The 13844-nt window shown below is 68.5% G+C and carries 11 protein-coding genes and 1 pseudogene; 5 read left to right on the top strand and 7 right to left on the bottom strand.

The features are described 5' to 3' along the window. Positions 1 to 202 precede the first annotated feature (202 nt). Both ABGB14_RS05700 and ABGB14_RS05695 read right to left on the bottom strand, forming a co-directional pair. Complete coding sequence (locus ABGB14_RS05700) at positions 203 to 1102, bottom strand: NAD(P)-binding domain-containing protein (protein WP_347642468.1); 900 nt, start codon at positions 1100 to 1102, stop codon at positions 203 to 205. 55 nt (positions 1103 to 1157) lie between these two features. Further along, positions 1158 to 2669 (bottom strand): MFS transporter, encoded by a 1512-nt coding sequence (locus ABGB14_RS05695; protein ID WP_347642467.1) that lies wholly within the window; start codon positions 2667 to 2669, stop codon positions 1158 to 1160. A 159-nt stretch (positions 2670 to 2828) separates the two neighbouring features. Between ABGB14_RS05695 and ABGB14_RS05690 the strand changes: the two genes are divergently transcribed. Further along, positions 2829 to 6101, top strand: coding sequence for a BTAD domain-containing putative transcriptional regulator (locus ABGB14_RS05690; protein ID WP_347642466.1), 3273 nt, complete (start codon positions 2829 to 2831; stop codon positions 6099 to 6101). Here ABGB14_RS05690 and ABGB14_RS05685 read toward each other — a convergent pair. After that, positions 6086 to 6541, bottom strand: coding sequence for an STAS domain-containing protein (locus ABGB14_RS05685; protein WP_347642465.1), 456 nt, complete (start codon positions 6539 to 6541; stop codon positions 6086 to 6088). The genes ABGB14_RS05690 and ABGB14_RS05685 overlap by 16 nt on opposite strands. A gap of 156 nt (positions 6542 to 6697) precedes the next feature. Between ABGB14_RS05685 and ABGB14_RS05680 the strand changes: the two genes are divergently transcribed. The 3 genes from ABGB14_RS05680 to ABGB14_RS05670 all read left to right on the top strand — a co-directional run bounded on the left by ABGB14_RS05680 (position 6698) and on the right by ABGB14_RS05670 (position 9255). Next, the gene (locus ABGB14_RS05680) at positions 6698 to 7330 is read left to right on the top strand and encodes a carbonic anhydrase (protein ID WP_347642464.1); all 633 of its coding nucleotides are present in this window, start codon (positions 6698 to 6700) and stop codon (positions 7328 to 7330) included. 156 nt (positions 7331 to 7486) lie between these two features. Continuing rightward, positions 7487 to 8773 (top strand): ISL3 family transposase, encoded by a 1287-nt coding sequence (locus ABGB14_RS05675; protein ID WP_347642463.1) that lies wholly within the window; start codon positions 7487 to 7489, stop codon positions 8771 to 8773. After that, the gene (locus ABGB14_RS05670; RefSeq protein ID WP_347642462.1) at positions 8770 to 9255 is read left to right on the top strand and encodes a transposase; all 486 of its coding nucleotides are present in this window, start codon (positions 8770 to 8772) and stop codon (positions 9253 to 9255) included. The genes ABGB14_RS05675 and ABGB14_RS05670 overlap by 4 nt, the downstream gene beginning before the upstream one ends. 381 nt (positions 9256 to 9636) lie before the next feature. On the opposite strand, the gene ABGB14_RS05665 is transcribed toward ABGB14_RS05670, so the two are convergent. Then, positions 9637 to 10479: an alpha/beta hydrolase gene (locus ABGB14_RS05665; protein WP_347642461.1), complete on the bottom strand. Its 843-nt coding sequence runs from the start codon at positions 10477 to 10479 to the stop codon at positions 9637 to 9639. A gap of 72 nt (positions 10480 to 10551) precedes the next feature. Further along, complete coding sequence (locus tag ABGB14_RS05660) at positions 10552 to 11190, bottom strand: helix-turn-helix domain-containing protein (protein ID WP_347642460.1); 639 nt, start codon at positions 11188 to 11190, stop codon at positions 10552 to 10554. A gap of 254 nt (positions 11191 to 11444) precedes the next feature. Between ABGB14_RS05660 and ABGB14_RS05655 the strand changes: the two genes are divergently transcribed. Continuing rightward, the gene (locus ABGB14_RS05655) at positions 11445 to 12233 is read left to right on the top strand and encodes an inositol monophosphatase family protein (RefSeq protein ID WP_347642459.1); all 789 of its coding nucleotides are present in this window, start codon (positions 11445 to 11447) and stop codon (positions 12231 to 12233) included. Positions 12234 to 12260: 27 nt separating this feature from the next. Here ABGB14_RS05655 and ABGB14_RS05650 read toward each other — a convergent pair. Together ABGB14_RS05650 and ABGB14_RS05645 are read right to left on the bottom strand one after the other, a co-directional pair. Further along, positions 12261 to 12545 (bottom strand): annotated as a pseudogene (locus tag ABGB14_RS05650) (ISKra4 family transposase); the annotation flags it as partial. Positions 12546 to 12634: 89 nt separating this feature from the next. After that, the gene (locus ABGB14_RS05645) at positions 12635 to 13735 is read right to left on the bottom strand and encodes an integrase core domain-containing protein (protein WP_347642458.1); all 1101 of its coding nucleotides are present in this window, start codon (positions 13733 to 13735) and stop codon (positions 12635 to 12637) included. Between the last annotated feature and the right edge of the window lie 109 nt (positions 13736 to 13844).

The raw sequence follows: 13844 nt of genomic DNA, 5'->3' as shown, positions 1-13844 counted from the left end.
GGCTGGGGATCACATGCATCAGGTAATCTCCAGCAAGGCCATGACCCGGCCGGATGACATTATCGGCAGGCGCAGGGTTCTCCACGCACACAACGGGGCCAGGATCGCCGATGCGGCGGTGAACCCCGGCCCTGCCCTCTCGGGGCAGGGCAGCCTCGGGACGCCCCAACTCGAACCACTTGACGCCGCCCGGGAGAAATCCTCAGCGTCGCTTCGCGAGCAACTCAAACAAACTCGAAAAGCCCTGTTCGCCGTGGCCGCCGGCGATTCGGTTATCCATCAGTTCCTTGACCTGCCGCATCCGCACGGCTTCCACGCCGAGGGAATCCCGATGGCTGATCATGTCGTCCATCACTGCGGCCTGGACATTGAGCGAACCAAGATCTGGCGGGTATTCGCCACTCTTGACCGCCTTGCCCATCGAGAGCAACAACGGCGGGTAAGCGACCACCGAGCCGGCGATGCGCTCGGCGAACTCCGCCACGTCGACCCCTTCGGCCTGCACCAGCCTGAGCGCGTGCAGAAAGCCGATAAGCAGCTCGTAGGCCACCGCGACCTGGGCCATGAATTCCACGGCGGCCAAGCCGGCGTCTTCGCCGTGGTACGCGATGCTGCCCAGCACCTGCAGCGTCGACTCGTGGGCTTCGAACGCACTGCGGGAACCGCTGAACGGGAACATGATGTTCGGCGTGCCCACATACGGAGGGTCTCCCATGATCTTGCCGTCGAGGTACTCGGCGCCGCGCTCACGTGCCCAGCGCTCGTTCGCCCGCGCCTGACCGGGGGAGCAACTGGTGAGGTTCACCAGCACCTTGCCTGCGACCGCGGCATCGACGGAACCCAGCACTTCGTCAACCGCTGTGCTGTCGAGCAGACAGACCACAACGAGCGGGCTCGCCGCCACCGCTTCCACGGTCGTCGCGGCCGCTGTGGCACCGGCGTCAGCGAGCGGCGCACTCTTGCTCGCGGTCCGGTTCCAGACCGTCGTGCGATATCCACGGTCGACCAACGTCCTGGCGATCGCCGAGCCCATGTCACCGAGACCGAGCACGGTGACCTGACCGGCCGCGGCAGTTGGGCCGTCGGTTGTCGTTGTTGTCATGATGTTCCTTTCCTTGCCGAGCGAATACGTTTCTCGGTGCTGGTCGTTTGCCTGCTCAAGGGCTCTCGGCGGGCTGGAGCGGCTTGTCTCCCCGAGAGGGCTGCCCGCTGCTGTCGGTGACCGCCCTGCGCAGCGCGGTCAGGGCGATGAGCGCGGTGGCGGCGGCGAAGGCGGCGCAGACAACGGCGACCACGTTCAGCCCGCTGGTGTACGCCTCCCGCGCGCCGGCAAGGAGTTGCCCGGCCACCGAGCCGGTGAGGTCCTGGGCGGCCCCGAGCGCCCCTTCGAGGCTATTGCGCACGGTCTCGGCGTCGGCCGCCGGCACACCGTCCGGAACGGTCACAGAGCTGCGGTAGACGATCGAGCCCAGGCTGCCGAGAGTGGCGATGCCCACGGCTACGCCGAGATGGCTGGCGGTCTCCGAGAGCGAGGCGGCAGAGCCGCTCTTCTCCGGCGGCGCCGCGCTGACGATCAGGTTGGTGCCGAGCGCGCCAATCGGGCCAGTGCCGAAGAACGCGATCACGAAGCCGATGACCAACAGTGGCAACCCGCCGACCGGGTCGACGAAGGCGATCATGACGTAGCCGGCCGCCGCGACAACCAGACCCACCGCGATGACAGCCGCCGTGGAGAACCGCTTGGCGAGGCCGGGGGCGAGCTGCGCGGAGACGATGGAGGCGATCGCGGAGGGCACCATCCACAGGCCTGCGTGCATCGGGGAGAGCCCCTGCACCATCTGCAGAAAACCGGTGATGAACAGGTAGCTGCCGGCGACGGCGACCATCAAGATCACCTGGATCAGCAGCGAGGCGGTAAAGGCACCGTTGCGGAACAGCGTGACGTCCACCACCGGATGCTCGAGCCTGCCCTGCCGCAACACGAACAGCGCGCCCATGATCAGACCGGCCAGGGCGACTGCGACCGGCATGACGTCGAAGCCATATTTGGCGATCTCCTTGATGCCGTAGATGACGGGCAGGATCCCCGCGAGCGAGAGGACGACGCTGATCAGGTCGAGCTTGCCGCCGACGGGGGCCTTGTACTCGGGCAGGAGCATCGGTCCGGCGACGAGCAGGATCAGCATGACCGGGACACCGAGCAGGAAGGCCGAACCCCACCAGAAGTGCTCGAGGAGCAGGCCGCCGACGACCGGGCCGAGCGCGGTGCCGACCAGGAAACAGCTCGCCCACAGCGCGAAGGCCCGGCCGCGCTGGGCTGGATCGTGGAACATGTTGCCGATCAGGGCAAGCGTGGACGGCATGATCGTCGCCGCGGCGACCCCGAGCAGCGCACGGCTGACGATCAGCATCTCGGCGCTGCCGGAGTAGGCGGCCAGCAGGGAAGTGACCAAAACGGCAGCGGCACCGATCAGCAACAGTCTGCGGCGGCCGATCCGATCACCGAGAGTACCCATGGTGACGAGAAAGCCGGCCATGAGGAAACCGTAGATATCCATGATCCACAACATCTGGTTCCCGGTGGGCCGCAGCGCCTCCGCCAGCGAGGGGAGTGCCAGGAACAGGACACTCTGGTCCAGCGACAAAAGCAGGGTGGGCAGGGCCAGCACGGCGAGCCCGGTCCATTCCCTGGCCCCTGCCTTCGGGGTGACATCGGACATCTCAACTCTCCTTCGCGATGCGCTCGTATACAGCGATCACCATGCACATGGCCGCTCCCGGGCCACTCTTGGTGCGCTCTTGGTCCACCTGGCCGGTAGCGTGAGCGCATGCGTTTCGGGGTGCTCGGTCCGTTGGAGGTGTGGACGGCCTGGGGCGATCCGGTGCGGGTTCCGGAGCTCAAGGTTCGTGCTCTCCTGGCGTGCCTGCTGGCGCACCAGGGACGCCCCGTCTCCGCCGATCGGCTCATCGACGAGCTCTGGCGCGGCGCATTACCCGCCAATCCGACCGGCGCGCTGCAGAACAAGGTGTGGCAGCTGCGGCGGGCGCTGGAGAGCTCGGAGCCGGACGGCCGTGCTCTCGTCGCCTGGCGAGGGCAGGGCTACCAGTTGCTGGCCGGCCCCGACGCTGTGGATGCGGGCCGGTTTCAGGCCCTGGTGGCCCGCGCGCGTACGATCGCCGACCTGCACGTGCGCGCCGGCCTGCTGGCGGACGCGCTGGCGATGTGGCGAGGCCCGGCGTTCGCCGATTTCGCCGACGAGGAGTTCGTCCGCGCTGCCAGGCAGCGGCTGGAGGAGCAGTGGCTCAGCGCTCTGGAAGAGCAGGCCGAGACCCGTCTGGAGCTGGGCGAGCACGCGCTGGTCGCCGACGAGCTGGGCGACCTGGTTGCGTCACACCCGCTGCGGGAGCGGCTGCGCGCCGCCCACGTGCGGGCGCTGTATCTCGCAGGGCGGCAGAGCGCCGCGTTGCGCAGCTACGCGGAGCTGCGCGAGCGTCTGGCCGACGAGCTCGGCCTGGATCCCAGCCCTGAACTGGCGGCGCTGCACCAGGCGATCCTCACCCAGGATCCCGGGCTGAACGCCGCTCTCCCGCCTGTCACCAGCGCGGCCCGTCTGGCGACGAACATCCCCGTCACGCTGACCGAGCTGATCGGCCGGAGTGAGGCCATTGACGAGCTGCTGGAGTTGCTCGGCACGCGCCGGCTGGTGACGCTGACTGGCTCGGGCGGGGTCGGCAAGACTCAGCTCGCGCTGGCGGCCGCCGCGCGGGTGGGCGCACGGTTCCCGGGCGGGGTGTGGCTGGTCGAGTTCGCCGCGCTGGACACCGTCCCCGGATCGGGCGTTCCAGGCCGACCCGCTGTCTCGGCCGCGACGCAGGTGCAGGAGGCGGTCGCTGCGGTCCTCGGCGTACGCGACCACTTCGCCTCCCGTCCGCGGCCGTTGACCGACCGGATGGCGCAGGCAATCGGCGGCCAGCCGACGCTGCTGGTCTTCGACAACTGCGAGCACGTGGTCGAGCCGGTCACCGAGCTGGCGGAAGAGCTGCTCACAATGAACCCGGGCCTGCGGATCCTGGCCACCAGCCAGACCCGGCTCGGCGTCACCGGCGAGCATCTGCGCGAGGTTCTGCCACTGCTGAGTCCCGAGCCGCCGACCGGCCTGTCCCCCGAGGCGCTCCTGCGGTTCAGCGCCGTGGAACTGTTCGTGACGCGGGCGACGGCGGCCGCGCCCAACTTCGTCCTCGACGAGTCCAACGCCGCGGCGGTCGCCTCGATCTGCCGGCGGCTGGACGGCGTTCCCCTCGCGCTGGAGATGGCTGCCACACGCGTACGGGCGCTGGGCGTCAAAGAGCTGGCCGCGCGGCTCGACGACCGCCTGCACCTGCTTGCCGCCGGGACACGCACCGCCCCGGCACGGCAACGGACGCTGCGTGCGATGATCGACTGGAGCTGGGAACTGCTGGGCGAGCAGGAGCGTGCGGTGCTGCGGCGGCTGGCCGTGCACGCCGACGGTTGCACCCTCGCCGCGGCCGAGGAGGTCTGCGCCGCCGACGACCTGGACCGCTTCGCGGTGCTCGACCGGCTGGTCCGGCTGGTCGACTGCTCGCTGGTGGTGGCGACCGAAGACGTCGAAGGCCTGCGCTACCGCCTGCTGGAGTCGGTCACCGCCTATTGCCTGGAACGGCTGCGTGAGACGGGGGAGTTGGAGGATCTCCAGCGGCGCCACCGGCGCTACTACACGAGCCTGGCCGAGCGCGCCGAGCCGCACCTGCGCGGCCACGAGCAGCGGCAGTGGCTGCGCAGTCTGGACACCGAGAACGCCAACCTGCGCACCGCCCTCGACAGTGCCGTACGCGCCCACGACGCCGAAAGCGCGCTGCGCCTGGCCAACGCGCTGACCTGGTACTGGCAGCTGCGTGGCCGCAACCACGAAGCTGATCGCGCACTGACCTCGGCGCTGTCGCTCGGCGCCCCGCCGGCCATACCGGTGGCCAGGGCCACCGCCTGGCGGGGTGGGTTCCGGCTGGCGCTCCGCGGCAGCGCCGACCCGCGCGGCGAGTACGAGGCCGCGCTGGCCCCGTACGAGGAGATCGACGACCCGCAGGGCCGGGCACGAGCGCAGTGGTTCGTCGGCTCCAATCTGTACGGCGTGGGCGATCTGTCGCAGAGCGAGGACCTGCTGAATCGCGCGCTGGAGACGTTCCGCTCGAGCGGCGACCGCTGGGGTACGGCGGCGGCACTGAGCACGCGAGCGTTCTACGCGAAACTGCGCGGGGATTTCGACATGCTGCGCCGTGACGGCGAGCAGAGTCTGGCGATGTTCCGGAAACTGGGCGATCAGTGGGGGCAACTCCAGGCCATGGTGCCGCTGGCGACACTGGCGGAGATCGTCGGCGACTATCCGCACGCCAGGCGGCTCTTCCGCGACGGGCTGCGGATCGCGGAAGACCTCAAGCTGTGGCCACAGGTCTCCTACCAGCTCGCCGGGCTCGGCCGGATCGCGCTGCTCCTGCGCGACTACCCACAGGCGCGGGAATTCCACGAGCGCGCGCGACGGCTCGCGATCGAGCAGTCGGACACTTTCGGTGAGCAGTTCGCCGAAATCGGGCTCGGCCTGGGCGCCCGACGGGAAGGCGACCTCGACACCGCCGAGACCCACATGCGCAGCGTTCTAGCACTGCACCGGAAGGCGGGATACGAGCCAGGCATGCCTGCGCTGATCCTCGCGGAGATGGGTTTCATCGCCGAACTACGGGAGGACCCGCACCTTGCTCGGGAGCTCCAGCTCGACGGCCTGGCCACCGCACGGTCCACCGGCGATCCACGCGCGGTGGCCCTGGCCCTGGAGGGGCTGGCAGGAGCCCAGGCACTGGCAGGTCACGCCGACCACGCGGCACGGCTGCTGGGGGCCGCCCACACCGCGCGAGCCTCGGTAGGCGTGCCGCTGCCCGAGGGAGAACGAGACGACGTCGACCGCATCACCAGGCGCGCACGGCAAGCCCTGGGTGACGCCTCATACGACGCCGCGTTCGCACGAGGGGCCACGCTGCAGCCCGAAGAGTGTCCTGACCACCTGTTCAGCGCCGCTCAATGTGAGGAATGATGGGCGAGCGCGCTGATGGACGCCGGCCGCACGTTGAGGACATGTGCTTGCGGTGGTGGTCGCTGCTTGCAGGCCAGTTCCAGCAGGTCCGGCACGCGTTTCACCTGGCGAGGGATGCGCCGGAGCTGGGCGCTGCGGCTGCCTCGGGTGACGTCGGCCAGTGACCGAGTGCCGGTCACGTCGGCGAAGGTGACGCGGCCGACGTCGATGACGACGTGGGCGTGCTGATGCCGGGTCTGCGTCAGGGTGGAGCGGACCGCCTCGCTGTTGGAGGCGTCGATCTGGCCGTCGAGCCGGATCAGCGACGTATCAGGCGTCCGGACACGGGTGATGTGCAGGACGTCGTCGTCATAGAGGGCTCGAGCGGCAGGGTCTGACGCGGCGGGAACGGGGTGGGGTTCGACATCGTGCCTCCTGCCACGATGTCGGTGGCCGAGCATGGTCGGTGCTGGGCCGGACCCAGCAGTGTCCAGAATACTGGAAGCAGATTTCCGGCATCGAGTGGGCCGCGTTGGTGGAGCCCGAGCGCGTGGGCGCGTACGGCCGGCGTCGGGACGGTGCGTGGGCCGTGGCCTGATACCCAGTAGCCTGCGGCCATGACCGAGATCCTGAGGCTGACGCCCGATGATGCGTTGGCGATGCTGCTGGAGGGTAACCAGCGCTTCGTCGCCGGCACGCCGGAGCACCCCAACCAGGATGCCGCCCGCCGCGCCGAGACCGCGCCGGCGCAGAGCCCGTTCGCGGTGCTGTTCGGGTGCTCCGATTCCCGGCTGGCCGCCGAGATCATCTTCGACCGGGGCCTGGGTGATCTGTTCGTGGTCCGCACGGCCGGGCACGTGGCCGGCACCGAGGTGCTGGGCAGCATCGAGTTCGGGGTGAGTGTGCTGGGCTGCCCGCTGGTCGTGGTCTTGGGCCATGAGTCGTGCGGAGCCATCGCGGCGGCCTGCGCCGCCGCCGACGGCGGCAGCACCCCGGCCGGGTTCGTCCGTGACGTCGTTGAGCGGGTGATGCCGAGCGTGCTGGCGGCCCGCGCCGCCGGACACGATCAGGGCGAGCAGATCCTGCATGAGCACATCCGGCACAGCGCCGGCCTGTTGCTGGAGCGCTCCCGGGTCCTGGCGGAGCGGGTGGCCGATGGCCGCCTGGCGGTGGTGGGCCTGTCGTATCGGCTGGCTGATGGCAGTGCGCGGCTGGTCGCCGCGCATGGCCTGAGCGGGGCTGCGGTCTAGATAGGCGTCTGGGTGGCGGCCCCGGATTGCCTGGGCGAGCAGGGCATTGCACGTGCCCGGGCAGAGGGCTGGGCCCTGAATGGGTGGTGGCGCTGCCAGGCTGCTCTACCTTGCGGGCGGGGCACCGGACCGTCACCTGATCATCAACGAGCGGCCGTGGGGTTCATTGTGCTGCATGCGCCGGCAGGTGAGAACACCTGCTGCCTTCGTTTGTTTTGCCCCGCTTTGCGGGAGATGGACGTCCTCAAGGTGGAGACCCTCGATGACACCATGCTGATCGCGGCGCGCACCGTGGTGAGTGAGGTCCCGTGCCCAGAGTGTGGGCTGCTTTCGACCCGAGTGCACAGCCGGTATCGCCGGACCGTGTGGGATCTGGCGACGGGCGGGCGGCCGGTCAAGGTCGAGTTGGAGGTGCGCCGCTTCTTCTGCGGCGAGCCCTCTTGTGATCGAGAGATCTTCGCCGAGCAGGTCGGCGGGCTGACCCAGCGGCGCGCCCGTCGCACCAACGCCTTACGCGCCCTTCTCACCTCGATCGCGATAGCACTGGCCGGGCGAGCTGGTGCCCGCATGGCAGGCCTGGTCGGCGTGCCGGTCAGCAGATCCACGCTGCTACGGATACTGCGGGCGCTGCCCGATCCCGAGATAGGGCAGGTCACAGTGTTGGGCGTCGACGACTTCGCCAAAAAGCGCGGAAACTCCTACGGCACCGTCCTGGTGGACATGGACACCCACCGTCCTATTGATCTGCTGGACGGCCGGACCGCCGATGACCTGGCCACGTGGCTGAAGGACCATCCCGGGGTGCAGGTGATCTGCCGAGATCGGGCCGGCTCCTACGCCGACGGCGCCCGTGAGGGCGCGCCCGACGCCACCCAAGTCGCCGATCGCTTCCACCTGTGGCAAAACCTCGCTACGGCACTGGAGAAGACGATCCGCGCGCACCGATCCTGCCTCCAGGAAGTCTCCGGCCAAGACGCCCCGATCAAGGACGACATCGGCAGCGGGACCGAACCCGTCCAGCGGCCCAAGACCCTGGACTCCTACGGCAACGAACGGCCGATGGTGGCGCGGACACACGAACGCTACGCCCAGGTCCAGGAGCTGAGGGCCAAGAGCCTGTCGCTGAACGCCATCAGCCGCGAACTCGGCCTGGCCTTCCCCGCACCGTCCGCAAGTACGCCAACGCCACCAGCGCAGACGAACTCCTGGCCCCGACCTTCGCTCGCTCCAGCAAGCTGGATGAGTTCAAGCCCTACCTCACCCGCCGGTGGAACGAGGGCTGCAGCAACGCCGTCCAGCTCTATACCGAGATCAAGGCTCAGGGATTCACCGGCAGCCGCCGGGCCGTCCAAGGCTGGCTCCAGCCACTGCGCGGATACCAGGAAGTACAGCAAGAGCCATGTCCACCGCCCAAACCCCGCCGCGTCACCGGCTGGCTCATGACCCATCCCGACCGGTTGGACACCGAGGAGAAGGCCAGACTGGAACAAATCCTGGCCCGCTGCCCCGAGCTCATCAACACCGCCGAGCTGGTCCGCAGCTTCGCCACGATGATGACCAACCGCGACGGCCACCTGCTCGACGACTGGATCGCCGCCGCCGAAGCCGGAGCCTCGCCCTACCTGGCCACCTTCGCCACCAGCCTCCGACGCGACCACGCCGCAGTGCAGGCCGGGCTGCCACTCGCTCACAGCAGTGGGGCCGTCGAAGGGACCGTCAACAAGATCAAATTCTTGAAGCGGCAGATGTTCGCCGCGCAAACTTCGACCTTCTACGGGCCCGAGTCCTCCGCAACTCCTGACACCCTGCACGTTCTGTCACCGAGATCATCGAGAGTGAGCCAGAGCCCCTTCTCTCATGCCGCTTGGCACGGGCTGCGTTCGGTCAACTTGGCCTACGTGAAAGAAGAGATCATCGTCCTCTGACCTGCTGGAAGGGTCCTCCAACCCTAGATAACGATGGCTCAGGTAGAAGGTGCCTGAAGTACATCCGAACCGGCGTGGACGGGTCGTGGGCTCGCGCTTCGGCGATGTGGATGGCCGGGATCCGCCAGTCCCGGTCGACCACGATGGTCCCGAGCAGTGCGGATGATGACATGCCCGGCCACGCCGACCGGTAGCAGTCGGGCTTGTCCGGACGCGTACTGGCGCACAAGTACGAGGTCGAGCGTCGTACAGTCGCCAAGGCGCTGCGATCGGCCTGGCCTGAGCTGCGCAACCCCCATTTGCCCCGTCTGTAGGTTTGCCGTCCTCGTGGGGTGCGGGCCGGTCGGCCATGCGGCAACAGTCCCCGCAAGGGCCGGCCGGTTACCCGGACCGCCGCGTGGCTCCGAAGAAATCGGTCAGTGCCTTGGCGAGCGCCTCGGGATGGGTCAGCGGGGCGGCGTGCCCGGCGCCGGGGATCTCGCGCACCCGCGCGTTGGGGATGTGGTCGGCCGCGTGCCGCGCGCTGGCGGGGTAGAAGGGCATGGTGTCGGATCCGTACAGCACCAGCACTGGAGCGGAGATCGCGCCGAGCACACCCGGATCCTCAGCGGTGGGGCCTTCGTAGGCCACCACTTGCTGAAGGAGGTTGAGCAGGCGCGGGACGTAACGGCCCGCGGCCTCGAAATAGCCGGCGTCCTCGGCCGCGGCGATCTCCTCATCGTTGAAGGGGCCGCTCGCGAACGCGCGGGCCGCGGCCGTCAAGTTGCCTTCAACGGCCAGCTTGCCCATCCGGGCGATGGCGTCGCTGATCACGGTTTGCTCCTGCTCGTTCATCAGGCTCCGCATCGGAGGTTCCAAGAGGGCCACCGCGTCCACCGTGTCCACCGCGTCGGGCCGCGCTGCCGCGCCGAGTGCCAGGTTGGCGCCGGCGGACCAGCCCACCAGCCCGGTCGGTTCCCCGATGCTGTCGATGTAGGCAAGGACGTCGTCGACCTGCCGACCCGGGCTGAGGTCGGGGTGATCGCCACTGAGGCCACGACCGCGCATGCTCAGCAGGTGGCAGGTGAATCGGCCGGTCAGGTGTCCCAGCAGCCGGTCCCAGTCGAGGTCGCCATCGCCGATGCCCCCGTGCAGGAACACGAGTGGCTGCCCCTGGCCGTGCACGGTCCCACCGATCGTGACGCCGTCGGTGGTGGTGACGTAGTGCGTGCGTTGTGTGCTCATGGGCAGGCTCCCTACGAAGTAAACATGTTTACATTCGTACGGTAGCGTCAGTCCGGCGGTAAGTAAACGTGTTTACTTACCGCCTTCCCCGGCACTGCCGTGCAGCAGCGCCCACACTCCTTGGCGGACGTACTCGACCACCTGCTCGGGCGGCGCGCTGGCCAGCCGTCCCTGCGGGGACGCCCACCGCAGCACCCTGATCCCCGCGAGAAGCGCGGCGGCCAGCTCCGCGCGCAGCCGCGGGTCGTCACCGGCCGCGACCGTGGCGAACGGCCCGACGACGGTGTTCTCGGCGTAGTCCCGCACCTTCTCGGGCGGCCCCTCCTGATCAGGGCTCTCCCCAATCAGCCGCCAGACCGTGAGCAGGTCGTCCAGGCCGAGCGAGCCCGCCGCACCGGACGCGCACAGCTCGGCCATCCGGTCAGGCAGCTCCTCGGCCGGCACGTCCAACTGCCCGAACATCGCCGAGTCCGCCGCCGCCACGGCGAACAACCCCCCCTTCGACCCGAAGTAGCGGTACACCAAGGCGACGTTGACGTCGACGTCCGCGGCGATGTCCCTGACGCTGACCGCCTCGTAGCTGTCACGGGCGAACCGCTGGCGGGCCGCCTCCAGCAGCGCCTGCCGCGTCGCCGCGGCGTCACGGCGTCGCCGCGGCTCCGCCGTGCCTCTCGGATCGCTTTTCTCCGCCACCATCACCGTCACCACCATGACTCGACGTCAACGGCGGTAACGTTAGCTGACGCCTGCCCTTCTCCCCCAAACAGTGGCCAGTCGTCCAGCACTGAAGCCGCGGCGACCAGTCTCAGCCCACGCGGCGGGCGGCGGGGTCGAAGAAACCGGTCCCAGAGGCTGTGCGATGTCAGTCGGGTCATCGGAGCATTCTGACTTGGGTGCGGCTCCTCTTAAGGGACTGGGCTGATCACGCCGTTCTGGCCGGTCTTGCCTGCCGTATCCTGCGATCCATGCTGATCGCAGACGTTGAGATGGCCCGTTCAGCGGCGCAGGCGGGGGCAGCTGTGGTGCGCACCATGTTCGGCGCGTCGCTGGCCCGCTTGGAGAAGAACGGTGGTGACTTCGCCACGGAGGCCGACGTAGAGTCGGAGAAGGCTATTCTCGGCGTAATTCACGCCGCCCGGCCTGGCGATGCTGTGACCGGCGAGGAAAGTGGGCGGACGGGCTCGGCGAACGCCGAGCGGATGTGGCTGGTCGACCCGCTGTGCGGCACGCTGAATTACGCCGTGCGCAGCATGCTGGTCGCGGTGAACGTTGCCCTGCGCGTGGGTTCGGAAACTACGGTGGCGGCCACGGCCGATCCGTTCTCCGGCGAGGTGTTCTGGAGCGACGGCTTTCGCGCGCATGTCCGCCGGAACGGGGTGGACGAGCCGCTCAAGCCGTCGCCGGATTCCGGCCTGGTAGACGTGAATCTCGACCCGCCGTTCCCGAACGCGCCTGAATTCCGTGCTACCGCTCTGCTGGCCGACCCCGGGTTCGCTGAGCGGTTTCGCCCGCGTGTCGTCTCGACCACGTTGGCGGTGGCCTGGGTCGCCGCCGGTCGGCGAGCCGCCTACGTCACTGACGGCCGACTGCATGACAGCGTGCATTTTGCCGCCGGGATTGCGCTGTGCCAAGCCGCCGGATGCGTGGTGACCGGCCTTGACGGTCACTCGCCGAACACCGGCACCGGCGGGCTGGTCGTAGCAGCCGACCATGAGACCCACATGGCGCTGCTGGACCTCATCGGTAATCAATAGTCCCGCAGGTCAGCCTGCGCCACGCCGTCAGGGCGGTCCAGTTGCGCCGTGGTGAATGCGTTGGTGCTCGTGGTGGAGGTGGTAGCGCCAGTAGCCGGTCAGGTCACCGTTGGCGATCATGACGCGGAGTTTCAGGATGGCTTCGGCACCGGCCAGGCCCCAGCGTGCGCCGGTGATGTCCAGGCGATCGTTGATGAGATGGCGGCATGCGCCTTCGATCACGCCGGTGGCGATCGGCCATCCCTTCTCCAGGGCCTGCTCGTAGCAGAGGAACTCGGCGTGGTCGGTCAGGTAGCGGATGCAGGCGTCGATCTCGCTGCGGCGGCTGGCAGGGAGCATGGCGGCTTGGGTCTCGAGGTCGGTGATGACCTTGCGCCTGCCGACAATTCCATCCATGCAGGTCACGCCGCTTGTGAGTACTCATGGAGGACGCCGCCGAGCCGGTCTCGTCGGCGGACATTCAGGTCGATGATTCGCTCTGGGTCCGTGATCGGATCGGGGACGGTGCGCAGCGGGGCTGCTTGGTTCAGGGCTTGATGTGCTCGGTGCTGGTTGTAGAAGTGTTCATATTCGCGCAGGGCGTGCCGCAGGTGGTGTTCGTTCCAGATCAGACAGCGGTAGAGAAGCTCGTGACGGCACGACTGCACCCACCACTCCATGATCGAGTTCATCCGCGGCATCCGGATACCGGTGAGCACCATCTTGATGTCGGCCTCGGCGAGCACCTCGTCCATGAGGGCAGGGAACTTCCCATCCCGATCGCGGAGCAGAAAGCGCGCCCGACAGCCCGCATCGTCCAGATCCATCACCAGATTCCGGATCGCTTGGATGACCCAGCCGGCGCTCGGGTGTGCGGTGGTGCCGAGCACACGGACCCGCCTCGTGGCGTGCCCGATCACCGCCAGAATGTACTGGCGTTGCCCGTTCAGGGTGATGGTCTCGATGAAATCGCAGGCCAGTAGGGCGTTTGCTTGCGAGCGCAGGAAGTCGGCCCACGTGGTGGCCGCCCGCTCGGGCGCCGGATCAAGACCTTCCTGCTTGAGGATCTCCCACACCGTGGACGGCGCGACCTTGATACCGAGTGTGGCGAGCTCACCATGCACCCGCCGATAGCCCCAGCCGGGGTTCTCTCGCACCAGGCGCAGGATGAGGGCGCGAATAGAGCGAACGGTGGGTGGGCGGCCGGGCCGCTTCGGCCGGCAGGTACGGGCATGACGACGTCGCATCAGATCGCGGTGCCAGCGGAGAACCGTGTCCGGACGGATGAGGAGCCGCAGCTGGCGCAGGACCTCGCGCGGCAGCGACGTCAGGAGCGCGGCAAGGAAGGCTCGATCCTCGGGCGCGAACCGCACTCTGGTGTCAGCGCCGAGCTGGCGTTCAAGGACGGTGATCTGGTGACGCAGAGCAAGTATCTCCACGTCCTTGCCCCGATCACCCATGGGCAGCAACCGCAGCGCGGCGAACGTGTTCGTGACGGTCAGGTAGGCCAGGCGAAGCAGCACAGCGGATCATCCTGCCGTACACGCTTCCCTCTCATGGGCAACCGGAGCTCGCGAACGCCACGCGAAGCCCTCGCAGAGTCATGACCTGGGTGGACGTGATTATCGGCAG

The sequence above is a fragment of the Nonomuraea sp. B10E15 genome (assembly GCF_039871615.1).
Classification (GTDB): domain Bacteria; phylum Actinomycetota; class Actinomycetes; order Streptosporangiales; family Streptosporangiaceae; genus Nonomuraea.
Note: the sequence above shows the minus strand (reverse complement) of the source record. Positions and strands in the feature narration are given on the sequence as shown.

Coding starts and splice junctions, on each gene's coding strand:
- ABGB14_RS05685 (WP_347642465.1), bottom strand. CDS start 6,541: ATGCTCGGCCACCGACATCGTGGCAGGAGGCACGATGTCGAACCCCAC.
- ABGB14_RS05660 (WP_347642460.1), bottom strand. CDS start 11,190: ATGGTGGTGACGGTGATGGTGGCGGAGAAAAGCGATCCGAGAGGCACG.
- ABGB14_RS05655 (WP_347642459.1), top strand. CDS start 11,445: ATGCTGATCGCAGACGTTGAGATGGCCCGTTCAGCGGCGCAGGCGGGG.
- ABGB14_RS05680 (WP_347642464.1), top strand. CDS start 6,698: ATGACCGAGATCCTGAGGCTGACGCCCGATGATGCGTTGGCGATGCTG.
- ABGB14_RS05690 (WP_347642466.1), top strand. CDS start 2,829: ATGCGTTTCGGGGTGCTCGGTCCGTTGGAGGTGTGGACGGCCTGGGGC.
- ABGB14_RS05670 (WP_347642462.1), top strand. CDS start 8,770: ATGACCCATCCCGACCGGTTGGACACCGAGGAGAAGGCCAGACTGGAA.
- ABGB14_RS05665 (WP_347642461.1), bottom strand. CDS start 10,479: ATGAGCACACAACGCACGCACTACGTCACCACCACCGACGGCGTCACG.
- ABGB14_RS05700 (WP_347642468.1), bottom strand. CDS start 1,102: ATGACAACAACGACAACCGACGGCCCAACTGCCGCGGCCGGTCAGGTC.